The organism is Mycobacterium sp., from assembly GCF_035274705.1.
Classification (GTDB): Bacteria; Actinomycetota; Actinomycetes; order Mycobacteriales; family Mycobacteriaceae; genus Mycobacterium.
Genome location: NZ_DATENY010000127.1, coordinates 33,641 through 52,326, shown reverse-complemented (window position 1 = coordinate 52,326; position 18,686 = coordinate 33,641). Strand labels below are relative to the sequence as shown.

Below are 18,686 nucleotides of genomic sequence, written 5' to 3'. Positions count from 1 at the left end.
TGGCGGCGCCGGTCGTGCTCGTCGCGGTGCCGCCGGCGCCGCCCGCGCCGCCGTTGCCGAAACCAAATGAGCTGCCGCCTTTGCCGCCATTGCCGGCTTGCGCGGTCGTGTCGGTGGTGACGGCGGACGCGCCTGCGCCGCCTGCGCCGCCGTTGCCTAGGAAGCCGCCATTGCCGCCGTTACCGCCTGCACCGCCGTTGATGCCGGCCACGCCGGCGCCGCCCGCGCCGCCGTTGCCGAACAGGAAGCCGGCGTTGCCACCGTTCTGACCTGGTGCGCCGTCGAAGCCATTGCCGATCAACAGCCCAGCGTCAGGGTGCTCAGCGGTGCCGTTGCTGATGAAGATCCCGACGATGGCCCCGATCAGGCTGCCGAGATCAGAGGGGCCGACCAGGGTGGCTGCGGTCGGAGTGAACGCCAGGCTGGACGCCGAGGGGTCACTCGCCCCGAAAAGCGACGGACCACCAGAGGTCGGTGCTGCGAGGGACGCGACGCGCGATGTGACCGGTCCGCCGCCACCGGTCGAGGCACCTGAGGATGTGGGATGGATCGTGGGTGCGGCGAACAGGGACACCGAACCGCTACTACCGCCGCTGGAACTGCCGCCGGTCCCGGCCACCGCAGCAGGAAGCCCGACGGGCCCACCGCCGCTGCTTGCTCCAGAGCCCGCAGTTGCCGCCGAGCCGCCGCTCGGCCCGAACGCACCGCCCGAGAACACGCTCGCCACGGCGTCGAAAAGGCTGTTCGGTGTGGCCATCAACGCCACGTTCGGAGAAGCGACCGTGACCTGCGGAGCCGGTTTGGCTACAGGGTCTGCACTCTTCTCCGCGACGACGGTTGTTCCACCTGCGACGAGAACGCCCGCGGCCATGGCCGCGGTGATGATCGTTGTCTTCTGCTTGGCAATCCCCATTGCCTGACCCTCTCCCCTGTAACTTGCCTGTTGCTAGCGAATCAACTGCATCAGGTGAGCAACATCTTGTCACCAAAGTGTCGCAAATCACAGCAACTCAGAAGAATTTGCAAAGAAAACATTTCGCAGCGTTTGGCCCGCTACCGAGATAGCGGACTCGCCTGGGCGGATGACTGGGGTCGAGGGCCTCGCCGTTACTATCGCCCCATGCCGGACTCATCATCGAGCGAACCCTCCCAAGGCCACCGTTACCCCGACTCGAATGGCAGGGGTCGAGCGCTATCCCTCATGACTTTGCTCATTGCTGTCGTCGCTGTCGCATTGGCGGGATGGGCACTATTTCGTTCGATGGATAGCGGCTCGGCGGCGCCGTCGTATAGCGATACACAGCGTGTAGAAGCAAAGGTCAAGGTATGTGGCGCGATGGATACTGTTCGCCGAGGAGTCTCCCTGAACACAAATTTGCAGCCCGAAGGCGGACCGAATGATGTGACGGGTTCGCTAGCGGTCGCTGCCAACGCCCGGCTGGCGCTGTTCAACGGCGGCGAGTATCTGCTGGCCCGGCTTGATCCGGCAACGCCGACGGACTTGTCTGACGCCATTCGCAAGTTCGCCAACAACTTGTTGGACATCGGTGCCGCCGCCACATCCGGCGCGCAAAACTCTGAGCCCGCTCAAGCCGCGCGACTGAAAGAAGCGGACTCAGCGAATGCCACCATCACGGAGATGTGCAAATAGCCGAGCCGATATCAGCAAACTTCCGTCGCCACGTGCTATCGGACCATATATTTACGCCAGAGCAAATTTTATTGTGGTCCGATTGAGCGACGGGATGGCCGGCGCGAGCAGTTAGCTCGCGCCGTGGCTTCCGGTCGCCGGGCTGAGCAGGGTGCGCGACGCTGCCCTGGCGGCGTCGAGCGCGGTTGCGTCGCCGGCAATCCGCGACAGAATCAGCGCGCCCTCGATGAGAGCGATGACCGCGAGGGCGGTCTGTGTCGCGTCCCCCTCCGGCCAGCCGTCAGCGCGCAGCCGGTCCGCGACGGCACCGCACCAGCCTGCGAAGGCGCGTGCGGACGCGTCGCGCGCCTGGGGGCTGGCATTCACCGACTCCGTGGCGATCGGCTCGACGGGGCAGCCGTCGCGATGGTCAGAGGCGAGGCCCGAGGCAAGTAGGTCGATCCAGCCGTCGACGATATCGGCGACCGGAGCTCCGGTGTCGAGGAATGTGCGTAGCCGCCGCTCAATGCCGCCGCCGACTGTGTCCACTACGGCGGCGGCGAGTTCCTGCTTGCCATTGGGGAAGTGGTGATACAGCGAGCCCGCCTTGACGTCGGCCGCCTCCAGGATTTGGTTGACCCCGGTGGCGGCATAGCCCTGCCTGCGGAACAGCAGGGCCGCAGTGTCGATTAACGCGGCGCGACTGCGATCGGGACGGGGCATCCCTTGACTTTACTTGAATGGTCACTCAAGAATAGTTGAAAGGTCGCTAAAGAAAGGTGCAGTCATGCAGCAGTTGATGTTCGAGGCGGCCGGTGACTATGCCTGGCGTGAGGCGCCCGACCCGGTAATCGCAGCGCCTGAGCAGGCCATCGTCAGGCCACTCGCGGTCGCATGTTGCGACCTTGACGTGGCTGTGGCCGAAGGACGCCTGCCGATGCCACCGGGACACGCCGTCGGGCACGAGTGTGTCGCCGAAGTCGTCGCAGTCGGCGAGGCGGTCCGCGATGTGCAGCCCGGGGATCGGGTCGTGGTTCCGTTTCAGATCAACTGCGGAACGTGTCGAGCGTGCCGGCGTGGCGTCACGGGGTCATGCGATTCGTTGCCCCTGATGGCGATGTATGGGATGGCGCCCTTGGCGGGGCTGGACGGCGGTGGGTTCATGGCGGACATGGTGCTGGTGCCGTACGCCGACGCGATGCTGCTGCCGGTCCCCGAGACCGTCGACCCGATTGCGATCGCGTCGTTGTCGGACAACATTCCCGACGGCTGGCGCGGGGTCGGTCCTTACCGCGACGATCTGGCCGCGCTCCAGCCGGCCGACCGCCGTGTGCTGGTGGCCGGCAGACTATCGATCGGTTTGTACGCTGCGGCGTTCGCGGCCGCGTATGGCGCGCGGGTCGACTACGTCGATACCGACCCACAACGCCTGGCCGCGGCCGAAAAGCTCGGCGCCACAGTGCATGACCGGCTCAAGCCCGACAAGTCGTGGGACCCCTACGCGATAACTGTGCACACCTCGGCCCAGCCCGATCTGCTGTCGGCCGCACTGCGCGCCACATGGCCGGACGGCGTCTGCACCGACACCGGGATCTACTACCAGGGCAAGGTCGACATGCCGCTCCTGTCCATGTACACCCGCGGCGTGCACTTCGTAACCGGTCGCGTCAACGCGCGCGCCGTCATTCCCGACATTCTCGAATTACTGGCTGCGGGTTGCGATCTGATGCCCGCGGTGGATCGGATCGTGCCATGGGAGGACGCTCCTACGGCGTGGCCGGCGATGATCGGAAAGACCGTCTTCATTCGGAGTTAGTGGCGTACGGATCCGTGAGGGCTCGCAACCGTCCGAGCGTGTCACTGAGTTCACGGAAGCGCCGTGCGCCGAGGTGAGCTCGCCACTCGGCCTGGATATCGTCGTGCGTGGCCTGTGCCACCTTCGCCGCCTCGCGTCCGCGCCGGTCGATTTGAATCAGCCTGGCCCGCCGGTCATTTGGATCCGGGACTCGGCGGACGTAGCGCATGCGTTCCAGCTCATCGATCAGGCCGGCGACACTTTGCTTAGTCATCTGGGCTTGCTCGGCCAGGTCGGTCAGCCTCGAACCGCCGGGCGCGATGCGCTGGAACACCCGGGCCTGTGCAAGGGTCACATCGTCGTATCCTGCGTCCTTGATCGCCTGCAGAATGCGGTTCTCCATATGCCGGTACGGAATGAACAGCAGCACCCCGAAGTTGATCACCGGCTCTTGCATATAGTCAGGATACCTGACTACTATCCGGACCATGGACGCCGAAACGAGTTGGCGGGTCATCGAACAGGAACGCCTCAGCCTGGCGGCCATGCTGGAGGGGCTGAGCGATGACGAGTGGAATACGTCGTCGCTGTGTGAGGGCTGGCGCGTCAAGGACGTCGCTGCGCATGTCGCGCTCGCACCGCAGCCGCCGAGCCCGTTGACGATGGTCGTCGAGGGTGTGCGGTCGGGTGGCCGGTTTCACAAGCTCAACCGCGATTTCTCGGTGCGTCACGCGGAGCGGCCAGGCACCGATCTGGTGGCCGAACTGCGCACCCATGCAGCGTCACGACGCCTGCCCAAAGTGACCAACGTCCGCAACATTCTTTTCGACATTCTCGTGCACGGCCAGGACATCGCGATCCCGCTCGGAATCCCTAGAGCGATGCCCAAAGACGCCGCCCGTGCCGGTGTCGAGCGGGTATGGACAATGGGCTGGCCGTTTGGTGTCAAACGTCACCGTAAGCAATTCCATTATGTTGCAACGGATATCGATTGGACGGCAGGCGACGGACCCGAGGTGGCTGGACCCGTCGCCGCGCTCTTGCTTGTCTTGACCGGACGCCCTGCTGCGCTGGCACAACTCGGAGGACGAGGTCTCGACGAACTGGCCCGTCGGTTCTAGGCCCAGTGCCGTTGGTCGAGGTCCCGTTGCCTCATCTAAGCCATATCGGTCGTGGCTCCTACCGTGGAGGCGTGAACCTCACCAGCCGACTCGTCCAGCGCCTGCTGAAACTGCCGCCGCCGATAACGCGAAGCGTATTGAGACAACGCGATCTTCGCGTTCCCATGCCCGATGGCGTCGAACTCCTGGCCGACCGGTGGGCACCGAGAGACGGCGGCAACGGGATGCCGACCGCGTTGTACCGGTCGCCGTATGGCAGGGCCGCAATGTTCGGCCTGACCTTGGGCCGAGTGATGGCCGAGCGCGGATTCCAGGTGCTGATCGTCAGCACCCGCGGCACGTTCGGCTCCGGTGGGACCTTTGATCCGATGCGACAGGAGCGCGACGACGGCCTGGCGACCCTCGAATGGGTGGTGAAGCAGCCATGGTTCGGCGAGTCGATGGTCTTGTTGGGCGGAAGCTACCTCGGTTACGTGCAATGGGCGGTCGCTGACCGACTGCCGCCGCAGGTCAAGGCGATGGTCCCGCAGGTGACGGAATCCGCGTTGACGCTGGAATTCTTACGCAAGGACGGCATGTCGCTGGAGACACCGTTCAGGTGGGGCATCATGACCGACGGCCAGGAGCGTCGCGGCGCGCTACTGCGGCAGCCTTTCTCCGGCCGGAAGAATGATCGAGCCATGTCCACGCTTCCGCTGCGTGAGGCCGATGTGGCCGCCACCGGACACCGTGTCGGCTACGTCCAAGACATCCTCAATCATGACGCCGATTCCCCGCGGTGGTCGGGCATCGACCACCGCGAACGGGTTGCCGGCGTCACCGTGCCGGTGAGCTCGATCGGCGGCTGGTACGACATCTTCCTGCCCGGCCAGCTGCGCGACTTCCGGATCCTGCAGGACGCGGGACGCTCGGCGCGGCTCACCGTCGGCCCATGGACGCACATGTCCCTGGACCCGCTCATCACCCGGGAGTCCCTCGAGTTCGGGCTGGCCCATGCGCGCGGCGAAGAGCCGCCACCCCGCGCACCGGTGCGGCTGTACGTGATGGGCGAGGAAGCGTGGCGCGACTTCGATGCCTGGCCGCCGAAAGGGTATGCGCCACAACATTTCTACCTTCAGCCCGACGGGTCTCTGTCGACTGTGTTGCCCGACGAATCGGAGCCCTGCGGGTACCGCTATGACCCATCTGACCCCACACCTGCGGTCGGCGGTGTGCTGATGCGGATGCGGGGCGCCGGCCGTGTCGACAACCGGCGTCTGGAGGCGCGACCGGATGTGCTCACCTTCACCACCGATGTGCTGGATAGAGACGTTGAGATCATCGGTGACGTCACCGCCGAGATCTGGTTCCGATCCAGCCTGCGCCACGCGGACGTGTTCGTCAGGCTCTGCGATGTCGAGCCGCGCGGCCATTCGTACAACGTCTGCGACGGGCTGGTCAGCCTCTCCGGTGCCGACGAAATCACTTGCGCCACTGTGCGACTGTGGCCAACCGCATATCGCTTCAAAGCTGGCCACCGCATCCGCGTCCAGGTCTCCAGCGGTGCGTTCCCGCGCTACGCCCGCAACCCGGGCACCGGCGAGCCTCTCGTCACAGCCGCCACACTCAAGGCCGCCGACCAGGCCGTCTACCGCGACCCGGCCCATCCGTCGGCCGTGATACTGCCTACGCGGTAGCGGGGCCGCGGCGCACCAGGGAGAGCACCACTGCCGCGGCGGCGAACAGTCCCGAGAACACCCGGTTCAGGAGCGTTTGCTTGCGCGGTGTGTGCAGCCATCGCAGCAGCCGCGCGGACAGGCCGGTGTACAGACCCATCACGACGAGATCGACCGCAACCATCGTCGCGCCGATTGCGACGTATTGGGGGAGCAGCGGCGCCGTCGGCAGAACGAACTGCGGCAGCACCGCGAGGAAAAAGACCAGCCCCTTGGGATTGGTGGCATTGACCAGAAACCCCCGCACCACCAACGACAGCCGGCCGCCGTCCATCGACTTGCTGAGCTGGTCCCGCAGGTCGACGGTCGCGGTGCGCCATTGGCGCACGGCCAGGTAGACCAGGTAGACCACCCCGATCCACTTGATGATGTTGAACGCCAGAATCGAGTTGGCGACGGCCGCGCCCAGCCCGATTGCGACCAGCGCAAGCTGCAGCATCAACCCGATCTCCAGGCCCAGGATGCTCCAATAGCCGCGCCGCACCCCTTGCGTCAGGCCCGTCGCCATCGATTGAACCGCACCCGCGCCCGGTGACACGCTGATCGCGATCGCCGCGCCGAAGAACGTCAGCCAGACTTCCCACGCCATTGCGTCAGTCTGTCAGCGCGGTCAAGCGATATCGGCGACGAACGTCCCGACCCGATTCGCCTGCAGCCGAGCCATGAAAGGCAGCCCCTCTGCTTCGCCGCCGGCGGGCACGATGCGGGGGTTGACGAGATGGACGTCTCGCCGGATGAAGTGCAGATCGGCCTCGCCGGCGGCCAGCACGTTCTTGACCCAGTCGGTTTTCCCGTGGCCGAGCGCGATCGCCACCCTGTTGCCTTTCCGGTAGGCGGTCACAACGGTCTCGTATTGCTTACCCGACTTGCGACCGCGGTGTTTGATCGTCGCCATCCCAGGTAGAAAACGCGCGATTGGCTTGATCATCGGGTTGAAGTATTTGATCTGAAAGTTCTCCACCGCCGGCGGGAAGATCATGGGCACGCCAGGCGCGTTGTTGGGGTGATCTTTGGCCTTCATGACTCATGAATCTAGCCGGGTCGGCCGTACATGCAACGCCTGCTGGACGGCCGCGGTAATCGATTTTTGTTCGATTGCGCCGATCAGGGACAATCGGCTAGATGGCCGCCTTTCAGATGTCCCGAATCGACCTGCGTGGCAGCTCGTTGTCTGCCGCCCAGTTGCGCGCCGCGCTGCCGCGGGGCGGGGTCGACGTCGACGCGGTGGTACCCAGGGTCCGGCCGATCGTCGACGCGGTCGCTGAACGGGGTGCGCAGGCCGCGCTCGAGTACGGCGAATCGTTCGATCGGGTGCGTCCGGCCGCCGTCCGAGTGCCAGTCGGCGAGTTGGACGCCGCACTCGAAGCTCTGCCGTCCGACGTGCGCGCCGCGCTGGAGGTCGCCATCGAGCGGGCTCGCACCGTCCATGCTGATCAGCGGCGCATCGATACCACGACGACGCTCGCACCGGGCGCGACGGTCACCGAGCGCTGGGTGCCCGTCGAGCGGGTCGGCCTCTACGTGCCGGGCGGCAACGCCGTCTACCCGTCGAGCGTGGTGATGAACGTGGTGCCCGCACAGACCGCGGGGGTGGATTCTCTGGTGATCGCCAGCCCGCCGCAAGCCGCGTTCGGCGGACTGCCGCACCCGACGATCCTCGCCGCAGCCCGGCTGCTGGGTGTCGACGAGGTGTGGGCAGTGGGCGGCGCGCAATCGATCGCGCTGCTGGCATATGGCGGCACCGACACCGACGGCTCCGAATTGGCCCCGGTCGACATGATCACCGGTCCTGGCAACATCTACGTCACCGCAGCCAAGCGGATCTGCCGTTCGCAGGTCGGTATCGACGCGGAGGCGGGCCCCACCGAGATCGCGATCCTCGCCGACCACACCGCCGATCCGGCGCACGTTGCCGCCGATTTGATCAGCCAAGCCGAGCACGACGAGATGGCCGCCAGCGTGTTGGTCACCGACAACGAGCGGCTCGCCGACCTCACCGATCGCGAACTCGCCAATCAGTTGGAGACCACGGTGCATCGGGAACGGGTCACCGCTGCGCTGAGCGGCAAGCAGTCCGCGATTGTGCTCGTCGACGACATCGACGCCGGCGTCCGCGTCGTCAACGCCTATGCCGCAGAGCATCTCGAAATCCAGACGGCCGACGCGGCAGGGGTTGCGTCCCGCATCCGTTCTGCCGGCGCGATATTCGTCGGCCCCTACGCTCCGGTGAGCCTCGGCGACTACTGCGCCGGCTCCAACCACGTGCTGCCGACGGCCGGCTGTGCCCGCCATTCCAGCGGGCTGTCCGTTCAGACGTTCCTCAAGGGCATCCATGTCGTCGAGTACGACGAGGCCGCTCTCAAAGATGTATCCGGATACGTCATCACGCTGTCGCAGGCCGAGAATCTGCCCGCCCATGGCGAAGCGGTCCGTCGGAGGTTCGAGGCGTGATGAGCCGCTTGCGCGAAGAACAGAAGATGGGGCCCGTAGGACAATCCGTATCGTTGGCCGATCTGCCGCTGCGCGAGGACCTCCGCGGCAAATCGCCATACGGCGCACCGCAACTTCAGGTTCCGGTGCGGCTCAACACCAACGAGAACCCGCATCCGCCGACGAAGGCCCTCGTCGATGATGTGACGGCCTCCGTCCAGGCGGTAGCAGGCGACCTGCACCGCTATCCCGACCGCGACGCGGTGGCCTTACGCGCCGACCTGGCCGCGTACCTCAGCGCACAGACCGGCACGCCGTTGACGGTTGAAAACCTGTGGGCTGCGAACGGTTCCAATGAGATCCTGCAGCAGCTGTTACAGGCATTCGGCGGGCCAGGCCGCAGTGCCATCGGCTTTGTGCCGTCGTACTCGATGCACCCCATCATCTCCGACGGCACCCAGACTGCGTGGCTGGTGGCCAACCGGGCGGACGACTTCAGCCTCGATGCTGACGTCGCGGTGCAGGCCATCAAGGAACATGCTCCCGACATCGTGTTCGTCGCCAGCCCGAATAACCCGTCGGGACAAAGCGTTTCGCTCGACGAGCTGCGCCGCCTGCTCGACGCTCTGTCTTCTCAGGGCACCGGCATCTTGATCCTCGACGAGGCTTACGGCGAGTTCTCGTCACAACCCAGTGCGGTCAAGCTGATCGACGAGTATCCGACCAAACTCGTCGTCACCCGCACCATGAGCAAGGCGTTCGCGTTCGCCGGCGGCCGGCTCGGCTACCTCATCGCCGCGCCTGCGGTGATCGACGCGATGCTGCTGGTGCGGCTGCCCTATCACCTGTCGAGTGTCACCCAGGCCGCCGCACGTGCTGCACTGCGGCACGCCGACGACACGCTCGGCAGCGTCGCGAAACTGATCGCCGAGCGCGAACGTGTCACAGAAGCGTTGACCGGCATGGGCTTTCGCGTGATCCCCAGCGACGCGAACTTCGTGCTGTTCGGCGAATTCGCCGACGCACCCGCAACCTGGCAGCGCTACCTGGACGCGGGCATCTTGATCCGCGATGTCGGCATCCCCGGATATCTGCGTGCCACCACCGGCCTGGCCGAGGAGAACGACGCGCTGCTGGCCGCCAGCGCTCGCCTGGCCGCCACCGAACTCGTACCAGTAGGAGCACCGTGACCCGTAGCGCGAAAATCGAACGCAAGACCAAGGAATCCGACATCGTCGTCGAGCTCGACCTCGACGGCACCGGCGTCGTCGCCGTCGACACCGGCGTCCCGTTCTACGACCACATGCTCACCTCGCTGGGCAGCCACGCCAGCTTCGACCTGAGCATCAAAGCCGCGGGCGACGTCGACATCGAGGGCCACCACACCATCGAGGACACCGCGATCGTGCTGGGTCAGGCGTTGGGGCAGGCGCTCGGCGACAAGAAGGGTATCCGCCGTTTCGGCGACGCCTGGATCCCGATGGACGAGACGCTCGCGCACGCGGCCGTCGACGTCTCCGGCAGGCCGTACTGTGTGCACACCGGCGAGCCGGAACACCTCCTGCACACCACGATCGCCGGGTCCGAGGTGCCCTACCACACGGTGGTCAACCGGCACGTCTTCGAGACCATCGCGATGAACGCCCGCATCGCGCTGCATGTGCGGACGATCTACGGCCGCGATCCGCACCACATCACTGAGGCGCAGTACAAAGCGGTCGCCCGTGCGCTGCGCCAGGCTGTCGAGTACGACCCGCGCGTCAGCGGCGTGCCGTCGACCAAAGGCACGCTGTGACAGGCAGTGTGCATTCGCGGCGCCGCCGCGGTGTCGTCGTCCTCGACTATGGCTCGGGGAACCTGCGCTCGGCACAGCGGGCGCTGCAGCGCGTCGGCGCCGACGTCGAGGTGACCGCCGACGTCGATGCCGCGATGAACGCCGACGGTCTGGTGGTGCCCGGCGTCGGCGCGTTCGAGGCGTGTATGACGGGGCTGCGAAAGATCAGTGGCGACAAGATCATCGCCGATCGCGTCTCCGCGGGCCGTCCCGTTCTCGGCGTGTGCGTCGGGATGCAGATCCTGTTCGAGCGCGGCGTGGAGTTCGGCCAACAGACGACGGGCTGCGGTCAATGGCCGGGCGCCGTGGTCCGGTTGGATGCCCCGGTGATCCCGCATATGGGGTGGAACGTCGTCGACGCTCCGGAGGGCACTCGGCTGTTCAAGGGCATCGACCCCGACACTCGGTTCTACTTCGTGCACTCGTATGCCGCTCAGCAGTGGGAGGGCAATCCCGACGCGCTGCTGACCTGGGCCACACACCACGTGCCGTTCCTGGCCGCAGTCGAGGACGGGCCGCTGTCCGCCACCCAGTTTCACCCCGAGAAGAGCGGCGACGCGGGCGCCGCGCTTTTGGGCAATTGGGTCCGAGACCTTTAGGTTGAGCCCGTGTCACTAGTACTTCTTCCCGCTGTCGATGTGGTCGAGGGTCGCGCCGTGCGCCTCGTGCAGGGCCGGGCCGGCAGCGAAACCGAATACGGCTCGGCACTCGACGCCGCCATGACCTGGCAGCGCGACGGCGCCGAGTGGATCCACCTCGTCGACCTGGACGCCGCATTCGGCCGCGGCAGCAACCGCGAACTGCTTGCCGAAGTCGTCGGCAAACTCGACGTCGCGGTCGAACTCTCGGGCGGTATCCGTGACGACGAGTCGCTCAAAGCCGCACTCGCCACCGGCTGCGCACGGGTCAACCTCGGCACCGCTGCGCTGGAAAACCCGCAGTGGTGCGCCAAGATCGTCGCCGACCATGGCGATCAGGTGGCCGTCGGTCTGGACGTCAAGATCGTCGACGGTGAGCACCGCCTGCGGGGTCGCGGTTGGGAAACCGACGGCGGCGACCTGTGGGATGTGCTGGAACGCCTTGACCGCGAAGGATGTTCGCGCTTCGTCGTCACCGACGTCACCAAGGACGGTACCCTGAACGGGCCAAACCTCGAGCTGCTCACCAATGTCACCGAACGCACCGATGCCCCGGTGATCGCCTCCGGCGGTGTGTCGAGCCTCGACGACCTGCGCGCGATCGCCACGCTCGTCGACCGTGGGGTGGAGGGGGCGATCATCGGAAAGGCGTTGTACGCCGGACGATTCACACTGCCAGAGGCGCTCGCTGCGGTAGGCGAGTAATGGCGCCCGACGCCGCGGACCTGGACGCGCTGGTCGCCACCGCCGCCGAGATTCTGGACGTCGCCGCCAAGCCGTTTATCGAGGGTCATCGCGCCGACTCGGCGGTACAGAAGAAAGGCAACGACTTCGCCACCGAGGTGGACCTCGCCATTGAGCGTCAGGTCGTGGCGGCTCTCACCGAACAAACCGGCATCGAGGTGCACGGCGAGGAGTTCGGCGGCGCGGATGTCGATTCGCCATTGGTGTGGGTGCTCGACCCGATCGACGGCACGTTCAATTACGCCGCAGGCCTGCCAACCGCGGCGATCCTGCTTGCGCTGCTGCGTGACGGCGAGCCGGTCGCCGGCCTGACCTGGCTGCCGTTCACTGACCAGCGCTACACCGCTGTGGTGGGAAAGTCCTTGCACTTCAACGGTGTTGCGCAACCGCCGCTCAAGCCGGCCAGGCTCAACGAATGCGTGGTCGGCGTCGGCACCTTCAACGTCGACTCACGCGGGCGGTTCCCCGGCCGCTACCGGATAGCGCTACTGGAACACCTCAGCCGCCAGTGCAACAGAATGCGGATGCATGGCGCGACCGGTGTCGATCTGGCCTACACCGCAGCTGGAATACTCGGTGGCGCAATCAGTTTCGGACACCATGTTTGGGACCATGCGGCCGGGGTTGCGCTGATCCGTGCCGCAGGTGGGGTCGTCACCGATCTGCAAGGCAACGATTGGACACCTGAGTCGAAGTCGGCGCTAGCGGGGCTTCCCGGCGTACACAGCGACATCATGGATGTTCTGCAGACCGTCGGCGATCCGGGGAGTTACTGATGGATGTCGCAGTGCGCATCATCCCGTGCCTCGACGTCGACGCAGGCCGGGTGGTCAAAGGTGTCAACTTTGAAAACTTGCGTGACGCAGGCGATCCCGTCGAACTGGCCGCAACTTATGACTCGGAGGGCGCCGACGAGCTGACGTTTCTGGACGTGACGGCATCGTCGTCAGGCCGCGCGACGATGCTCGAAGTCGTCAAGCGCACTGCCGAGCAGGTTTTCATTCCGCTGACGGTTGGCGGTGGGGTCAGGTCCGTCGCGGACGTCGACGCGCTGCTGCGGGCCGGTGCCGACAAGGTGTCGGTCAACACCGCCGCGATCGCCCGACCGGAGCTGCTGGCCGAGTTGTCGCGCCAGTTCGGGTCGCAGTGCATCGTGCTGTCGGTCGACGCCCGTACCGTGCCGCAAGGTGAGCCACCGACACCGTCGGGCTGGGAGGTCACCACGCATGGCGGGCGTCGCGGCACCGGCATCGACGCGGTCGAGTGGGCCACGCGCGGCGCGGAACTCGGTGTCGGCGAGATCCTGCTGAACTCCATGGACTACGACGGCACCAAGGCCGGATTCGACTTGAAGATGCTGCGCGCGGTCCGTGGCGCGGTCTCCGTCCCCGTGATCGCGAGCGGCGGCGCCGGTGCGGTGGAACATTTCGCGCCGGCAGTTGTTGCAGGCGCCGACGCCGTGCTGGCCGCCAGCGTGTTCCACTTCCGGGAGCTGACGATCGGCCAGGTGAAGGCGGCGATGGCGGCAGAAGGGATCGTGGTGCGGTAATGACGCTCGACGCAGGCATTGCGTCGCGGCTCAAACGCGACGCGAACGGACTGTTCACGGCGGTCGTGCAGGAGCGTGGCACCGGGCAGGTGTTGATGGTGGCGTGGATGGACGACATCGCACTGGCTCGCACGCTGGAGACGCGCAAGGCCACCTACTACTCGCGGTCGCGGCAAGAGCACTGGGTCAAGGGCGAGACTTCGGGCCACACTCAGCACGTGCATTCGGTGCGGCTGGATTGCGACGGCGACACCGTGCTGCTGGAAGTCGACCAGGTCGGCGGGGCATGCCACACCGGCGACCACACCTGCTTCGACGCGGACCTGTTGCTCGGCGCGGAGGATTAAGCGCCGTCGCCGCGACGAACGTTCCTTACCACTCGACATTTGGCGATTTTTTCGAGCGGTAAGGAACGTTCGGCGAATGTGTTGTGGGGACCCCAGACTGTGACGATGTCTCGCTTCGCCGATCGCGTTGCCCTTGTCACTGGCGCCAGCTCAGGAATCGGCCGCGCTACCGCGCTTCGCCTCGCGCAGGAGGGTGCGGCCGTGGTGCTTGTCGCGCTACCTGGCGACGATCTGGATACGGCCGCAGAGGAGTGCCGCGCCACCGGATCTGCCGCGCTCGCGGTGCCGACGGATGTAGCGGATTCTCGCGAGGTATCCGCCGCGTTCGAGCACGCCGAAACACTCGGTCCCGTCTCGGCCGTCTTCAGCAACGCCGGCATCTCGATCGTCGGCCCCGCGATATCGCTGCACGACGACGACTGGCTGCGGCAGCTGCACGTCAATCTGTCCGGCAGTTTCTACGTTGTGCGCGAGGCCGCGCGGCGGATGGTCCCAGCCGGTTACGGGGCCGTCGTTCTCACTGGATCGGAGCTCGGCATCCTCGGCCAAGGCGGCTACGTCGGCTACACCGCGACCAAGGGCGGCGTGCTCGCGATGACGCGCGCCTTTGCCGCCGAACTCGCACCGCACGGAATTCGCGTCAACAGCATCTCGCCGGGCACCACCGAAACGCCAATGCTGTTGGCTGAATTCGACGCCGCGCCCGACCCTGCACGGGAACGCACCGAGAATGAGTCGACCATTCCACTTGGCCGCATCGGGCAACCGGGGGACATCGCGGCGGCCGTTGCGTTCCTGCTGTCCGACGAGGCGGCCTACATCACCGGGGCGAATCTCGTCGTCGACGGCGGGCGCACATCGTGTTTCACCGCAGGCACCCTGGGCACGCCCTAGACGTCGATGATGCGAGTGGCCTTCGTCCGGGCGATCCACCGGCCGTCGTCGTAACGAACTTCGACGGGATGCGCGAACGCGGCAGTGACGTTGTCGGTCGTCAAGGTCTCACGTGCTGAACCGCTGGCCACCGTCCGCCCTTCGGCGATCAACAACGCATGCGTCGTGGTGGTCGGCAGCTCCTCGAGATGATGAGTGACCAGAATCGACGCCACCTCGGGATGCGTCTCATCGAGCGTGTCGATGGTTTCCAACAATTGCTCACGCGCGGCCACGTCGAGGCCCGTTGTGGGTTCGTCGAGCAGCAACAGCTGAGGCTCCGAAATCAATGCGCGCGCAATAAGAGTCCGACCCCGTTCGCCGTGCGACAACGTCGGCCAGACGTCATCCGCTTTGCGGGAGAGGCCCACTGTTTCGATCATCGCGTCGGCGCGGTCACGCTCCTCGGCGGTCGGCGTCCAGCGGTTCGGAATGTCGATGGTCGCGGTGATGCCGGTGAGCACCACCTCACGAACGGTCAGCGGGTATTGCAGGCGATGCCGCGGATTCACGTGGCCGATCGAATGGCGCAGCCGCGCCAGGTCGATGCGGCCCATCTGCTCTCCGAGGATGTGCACCGTCCCCGACGTGGGAAACATGACAGCCGCACAGAAGCCCAGCAGCGTGCTCTTGCCTGCGCCGTTGGGGCCGAGCAACGCCCAGTGCTCGCCGGCGTGCACGGTCAGCGAGATGCCGTCGATGATCTGTTTGCCGTCGCGGCGGAACGTGACGTCGGCCAGCCGCAGAACCCGCGTCACGCGGACTGCCGCTGGCGCAGCACCTCCAGCGCCTTGTCTGCGTGGGTGTCCATGCTGAACTCGCTCGCGATCACGTCGAGCACCGTGCGATCGGTATCGATGACGAAGGTGGTCCGCTTGACCGGCATCAGCTTGCCGAGCAGCCCCCGTTTGACGCCGAACTGCGTAGCGACGGTGCCCTCGGTGTCCGAGAGTAGCGGGTAATCAAATTTCTGTTGCTCGGCGAATTTCGCTTGTTTCTCAACAGGATCCGCGCTGATGCCCACCCTGCTCGCACCCACGGCGGCGAACTCCGACGCCAGATCGCGGAAGTGGCACGCTTCCTTGGTGCAGCCCGGCGTCATCGCGGCAGGATAGAAGAACAACACGATCGGGCCGTTGGCGAGCAGCTCTGTGAGGCTTCGCACCTTGCCCGTCTGGTCCGGCAATTCGAATTCGGCTACGCGGTCACCACGCTTCATGGCCGTCTACGCTACGCCGCAGGTCGAAAATCGTTGGCCCTGGGCAGCATTTGAATGAAAGCCTCGGCCCGATGCTGGATCTCGACGCCTTCATGACCGACGGCTCTATCAAGGTCGAGCAGGCGGCGTCACGCCGTGCCGCCGATGCGGCGCGGACAGTCCTGTGGCGACAGCTGGGCCTGTCGCCTGACGATCCAGAACGCTGGTCGGTGCCCGTACGCTGGGCGTCCGACATGACCGGCGAAGGTCCCTTCGGCGAGCTGGTAGGAAGCCCCGCGCTGCCGCGGCTCTGGATCAGATCTGCGGTACCGGAGGGTGGTTGCCGCGGGGTTCGCTCGGCAACGTTCCGGTGCGGTTTCCCGTTCTCCACTCGACGACGATCGGGGGTGGCACGTCGACGCCAACACGCCGCGATCCGGTCCTCCATCCGTTCACGGTCCACGCCGCGAACGAGCACCGGGGCCGCACGCCGCGGTTCATGCCGTAGTCGCCGGTCATGCTCACCACTCCGCTGACGCCTGCGTCGTCCTCGCCCCCTGGGACGCGTCTGGGAGGATTGACCCGTGCAACCACATTCCCCGGTCGCTTCGCTCCTGCCCGCCGGGGCGACCGCCAACCTCGCCATCACCACCTCGCGCGAGGACTTCCGGGCGCTGGCCGCCGAGCACCGCGTGGTGCCGGTGACCCGCAAGGTGCTGGCCGACAGTGAGACTCCGCTGTCGGCGTACCGCAAGCTGGCCGCCAACCGGCCCGGAACGTTCTTGCTGGAGTCGGCCGAGAACGGGCGCTCGTGGTCGCGGTGGTCGTTCATTGGCGCGGGCGCCCCGTCGGCGCTGACGGTCCGCGACGGCGAGGCGGTGTGGCTGGGTGTCACCCCACAGGACGCGCCTCACGGTGGTGATCCGGTGAAGGCGCTGGCCGCGACGCTCGAGCTGCTGAAAACCGAGCCATTGCCGGGCTTGCCGCCGCTGTCGAGCGGCCTGGTCGGGTTCTTTGCATACGACATGGTCCGACGGCTGGAGCGGCTGCCGGCCTTGGTGGTTGACGACCTCGGGCTGCCGGACATGCTGCTGGTGCTGGCCACCGACATCGCCGCCGTCGACCACCACGAGGGCACGATCACGCTGATCGCCAACGCGGTGAACTGGAACGGCACCGACGAGCGCGTCGACTGGGCCTACGACGACGCGGTGAAGCGCCTCGATGTGATGACCGCGGCGCTGTCCGAGCACCTGCCCTCGACGGTCGCGACGTTCAGCCGACCGGAGCCGCTGCACCGTGCACAGCGCACGGTTGAGGAGTACACGCGCATCGTCGAGAAGCTCGTCGGCGACATCGAGGCGGGCGAGGCGTTCCAGGTCGTGCCGTCGCAGCGCTTCGAGATGACGACCCGCGCAGATCCTCTTGATGTGTACCGGATGCTGCGGGTGTCCAACCCGAGCCCGTACATGTATCTGCTCAATGTGCCCAATGATGCTGGCGAACTGGACTTTTCGATCGTCGGCTCCAGCCCCGAGGCGCTGGTGACGGTGAAGGACGGCCGAGCGTCGACGCATCCGATCGCCGGCACGCGCTGGCGCGGGCAGACCGAGGAAGAGGACCTGCTGCTCGAGAAGGAGCTGCTGCACGACGACAAGGAGCGGGCCGAGCACCTGATGCTCGTCGACCTGGGGCGCAACGACCTGGGCCGGGTCTGCAGGCCCGGCACCGTGCGAGTCGAGGACTACAGCCACATCGAGCGCTACAGCCACGTCATGCACATCGTGTCGACGGTGCACGGCGAGCTCGCCGACGACAAGACTGCGCTTGACGCTGTCACTGCGTGCTTCCCGGCCGGCACCCTGTCCGGCGCGCCGAAGGTGCGGGCGATGGAGCTCATCGAGGAGGTCGAGAAGACGCGGCGCGGCCTGTACGGCGGCGTGCTGGGCTATCTGGACTTCGCAGGCAACGCCGACTTCGCAATCGCGATCCGCACCGCGCTGATGCGCAACGGCACCGCATATGTGCAGGCAGGCGGGGGAGTCGTGGCCGACTCGAACGGCCCCTACGAGTACACCGAGGCGGCGAACAAGGCCCGCGCGGTGCTGAATGCGATCGCCGCTGCGGAAACGCTGACCGAGCCGTGATTCGCATCGCCCAACTGGTCCTCGTCCTCGCCGCTGCGGCGCTGTGGGCGGCATCCCGGCTGACGTGGGTCGAGGTGACGTCGTTCGACGGGCTCGGGCAGCCGAAGACTGCAGCGCTGAACGGCGCAACATGGTCGACGGCGCTGGTCCCGCTTGCGCTGCTGCTGGCCGCGGCCGCGATCGCGGCGCTGGCGGTGCGTGGCTGGCCGCTGCGATTGCTGGCGGTGCTCGTCGCGGCCGCGAGCGCGGGTATGGCGTATCTGGCGATCAGCCTGTGGGTGATCCGCGACGTGGCAGTGCGGGCCTGCCATCTGGCCAACGTCCCTGTGGCGAACCTGGTCGGCACGCAGCGGTACGACTGGGGTGCCGTGGTCACGTTGGTCGCGGCGGTGGCCACGCTGGCCGGTGCGGTGATGCTGATGCGGTCGGCGGCCAACCGACGCGCTGTGCGCTATCAGCGACGGGCCAGTTCGCCGGCGGAAGAAGCAGGCGATGCGATGTCGGAGCGGATGATCTGGGACGCCCTTGACGAGGGCTCCGATCCCACCCAAGACACGGCCAATCCGGACAACAAGGGTCGGTGACAGATGGTGCTGTGCTGGCGG

General features: G+C 66.4%; 22 protein-coding genes and 1 pseudogene. 15 read left to right on the top strand and 8 right to left on the bottom strand.

What is annotated here, in order from left to right; all coding sequences use genetic code 11:
- A pseudogene (locus VJV41_RS26515) lies at positions 1–913 on the bottom strand (hypothetical protein); the annotation flags it as partial.
- Between the two features lie 288 nt (positions 914–1,201).
- Between VJV41_RS26515 and VJV41_RS26510 the strand changes: the two are divergent.
- Positions 1,202–1,651 carry a hypothetical protein gene (locus VJV41_RS26510; protein WP_325338820.1) on the top strand — a complete coding sequence of 150 codons (450 nt, stop codon included), beginning with the start codon at positions 1,202–1,204 and terminating at the stop codon, positions 1,649–1,651.
- A 111-nt stretch (positions 1,652–1,762) separates the two neighbouring features.
- Here VJV41_RS26510 and VJV41_RS26505 read toward each other — a convergent pair whose 3' ends face one another.
- Positions 1,763–2,353: a TetR/AcrR family transcriptional regulator gene (locus VJV41_RS26505; protein WP_325338818.1), complete on the bottom strand. Its 591-nt coding sequence runs from the start codon at positions 2,351–2,353 to the stop codon at positions 1,763–1,765.
- A gap of 64 nt (positions 2,354–2,417) precedes the next feature.
- Between VJV41_RS26505 and VJV41_RS26500 the strand changes: the two genes are divergently transcribed.
- A complete protein-coding gene (locus tag VJV41_RS26500; RefSeq protein WP_325338816.1) occupies positions 2,418–3,446 on the top strand; it encodes a zinc-dependent alcohol dehydrogenase in 1,029 nt (342 codons plus the stop codon).
- Here VJV41_RS26500 and VJV41_RS26495 read toward each other — a convergent pair.
- On the bottom strand, positions 3,433–3,882 hold the full coding sequence (locus VJV41_RS26495) for a MarR family winged helix-turn-helix transcriptional regulator (protein WP_325338814.1): 450 nt from the start codon (positions 3,880–3,882) through the stop codon (positions 3,433–3,435). The two genes, VJV41_RS26500 and VJV41_RS26495, sit on opposite strands and share 14 nt — an antisense overlap.
- 31 nt (positions 3,883–3,913) lie before the next feature.
- Here VJV41_RS26495 and VJV41_RS26490 point away from each other — a divergent pair, with 31 nt between their 5' ends.
- Positions 3,914–4,546: a maleylpyruvate isomerase family mycothiol-dependent enzyme gene (locus VJV41_RS26490; protein ID WP_325338811.1), complete on the top strand. Its 633-nt coding sequence runs from the start codon at positions 3,914–3,916 to the stop codon at positions 4,544–4,546.
- Between the two features lie 71 nt (positions 4,547–4,617).
- Positions 4,618–6,222: a CocE/NonD family hydrolase gene (locus VJV41_RS26485; RefSeq protein ID WP_325338810.1), complete on the top strand. Its 1,605-nt coding sequence runs from the start codon at positions 4,618–4,620 to the stop codon at positions 6,220–6,222.
- Here VJV41_RS26485 and VJV41_RS26480 read toward each other — a convergent pair.
- Together VJV41_RS26480 and VJV41_RS26475 are read right to left on the bottom strand one after the other, a co-directional pair.
- Positions 6,212–6,850: a LysE family transporter gene (locus VJV41_RS26480; protein WP_325338809.1), complete on the bottom strand. Its 639-nt coding sequence runs from the start codon at positions 6,848–6,850 to the stop codon at positions 6,212–6,214. The two genes, VJV41_RS26485 and VJV41_RS26480, sit on opposite strands and share 11 nt — an antisense overlap.
- Before the next feature lie 21 nt (positions 6,851–6,871).
- Positions 6,872–7,282, bottom strand: a complete 411-nt coding sequence (locus VJV41_RS26475; RefSeq protein ID WP_325338807.1) for a nitroreductase family deazaflavin-dependent oxidoreductase — start codon at positions 7,280–7,282, stop codon at positions 6,872–6,874.
- A gap of 116 nt (positions 7,283–7,398) precedes the next feature.
- On the opposite strand from VJV41_RS26475, the gene hisD reads away from it, so the two are divergent.
- From hisD to VJV41_RS26430, 9 genes are all read left to right on the top strand, one after another.
- Positions 7,399–8,712: a histidinol dehydrogenase gene (gene hisD / locus VJV41_RS26470; RefSeq protein WP_325338837.1), complete on the top strand. Its 1,314-nt coding sequence runs from the start codon at positions 7,399–7,401 to the stop codon at positions 8,710–8,712.
- A gap of 26 nt (positions 8,713–8,738) precedes the next feature.
- Complete coding sequence (locus tag VJV41_RS26465; protein WP_325338835.1) at positions 8,739–9,881, top strand: histidinol-phosphate transaminase; 1,143 nt, start codon at positions 8,739–8,741, stop codon at positions 9,879–9,881.
- On the top strand, positions 9,878–10,486 hold the full coding sequence (gene hisB / locus VJV41_RS26460) for an imidazoleglycerol-phosphate dehydratase HisB (RefSeq protein ID WP_325338805.1): 609 nt from the start codon (positions 9,878–9,880) through the stop codon (positions 10,484–10,486). Before VJV41_RS26465 ends, hisB begins: the two co-directional genes overlap by 4 nt.
- 8 nt (positions 10,487–10,494) lie before the next feature.
- Positions 10,495–11,124, top strand: coding sequence for an imidazole glycerol phosphate synthase subunit HisH (gene hisH / locus VJV41_RS26455; protein ID WP_325338833.1), 630 nt, complete (start codon positions 10,495–10,497; stop codon positions 11,122–11,124).
- Positions 11,125–11,133: 9 nt separating this feature from the next.
- The gene (gene priA / locus VJV41_RS26450; protein WP_325338803.1) at positions 11,134–11,868 is read left to right on the top strand and encodes a bifunctional 1-(5-phosphoribosyl)-5-((5-phosphoribosylamino)methylideneamino)imidazole-4-carboxamide isomerase/phosphoribosylanthranilate isomerase PriA; all 735 of its coding nucleotides are present in this window, start codon (positions 11,134–11,136) and stop codon (positions 11,866–11,868) included.
- A complete protein-coding gene (locus VJV41_RS26445) occupies positions 11,868–12,683 on the top strand; it encodes an inositol monophosphatase (protein ID WP_325338801.1) in 816 nt (271 codons plus the stop codon). Before priA ends, VJV41_RS26445 begins: the two co-directional genes overlap by 1 nt.
- Complete coding sequence (gene hisF / locus VJV41_RS26440) at positions 12,683–13,456, top strand: imidazole glycerol phosphate synthase subunit HisF (RefSeq protein WP_325338799.1); 774 nt, start codon at positions 12,683–12,685, stop codon at positions 13,454–13,456. The genes VJV41_RS26445 and hisF overlap by 1 nt, the downstream gene beginning before the upstream one ends.
- Positions 13,456–13,803, top strand: coding sequence for a phosphoribosyl-AMP cyclohydrolase (hisI, locus tag VJV41_RS26435; protein ID WP_325338797.1), 348 nt, complete (start codon positions 13,456–13,458; stop codon positions 13,801–13,803). Before hisF ends, hisI begins: the two co-directional genes overlap by 1 nt.
- Before the next feature lie 105 nt (positions 13,804–13,908).
- Positions 13,909–14,697: an SDR family NAD(P)-dependent oxidoreductase gene (locus VJV41_RS26430; protein ID WP_325338795.1), complete on the top strand. Its 789-nt coding sequence runs from the start codon at positions 13,909–13,911 to the stop codon at positions 14,695–14,697.
- Here VJV41_RS26430 and VJV41_RS26425 read toward each other — a convergent pair.
- The 3 genes from VJV41_RS26425 to VJV41_RS29020 form a co-directional block, all read right to left on the bottom strand.
- Positions 14,694–15,494: an ABC transporter ATP-binding protein gene (locus VJV41_RS26425; protein WP_325338793.1), complete on the bottom strand. Its 801-nt coding sequence runs from the start codon at positions 15,492–15,494 to the stop codon at positions 14,694–14,696. The two genes, VJV41_RS26430 and VJV41_RS26425, sit on opposite strands and share 4 nt — an antisense overlap.
- Positions 15,491–15,955 (bottom strand): peroxiredoxin, encoded by a 465-nt coding sequence (locus VJV41_RS26420; RefSeq protein WP_325338791.1) that lies wholly within the window; start codon positions 15,953–15,955, stop codon positions 15,491–15,493. Before VJV41_RS26420 ends, VJV41_RS26425 begins: the two co-directional genes overlap by 4 nt.
- Positions 15,956–16,249: 294 nt before the next feature.
- Positions 16,250–16,453 carry a hypothetical protein gene (locus tag VJV41_RS29020; protein WP_414685060.1) on the bottom strand — a complete coding sequence of 68 codons (204 nt, stop codon included), beginning with the start codon at positions 16,451–16,453 and terminating at the stop codon, positions 16,250–16,252.
- Between the two features lie 95 nt (positions 16,454–16,548).
- Here VJV41_RS29020 and VJV41_RS26410 point away from each other — a divergent pair, with 95 nt between their 5' ends.
- Complete coding sequence (locus tag VJV41_RS26410; protein ID WP_325338831.1) at positions 16,549–18,081, top strand: anthranilate synthase component I; 1,533 nt, start codon at positions 16,549–16,551, stop codon at positions 18,079–18,081.
- Positions 18,078–18,665, top strand: a complete 588-nt coding sequence (locus VJV41_RS26405) for a TIGR02234 family membrane protein (RefSeq protein WP_325338789.1) — start codon at positions 18,078–18,080, stop codon at positions 18,663–18,665. Before VJV41_RS26410 ends, VJV41_RS26405 begins: the two co-directional genes overlap by 4 nt.
- Positions 18,666–18,686: the final 21 nt, after the last annotated feature.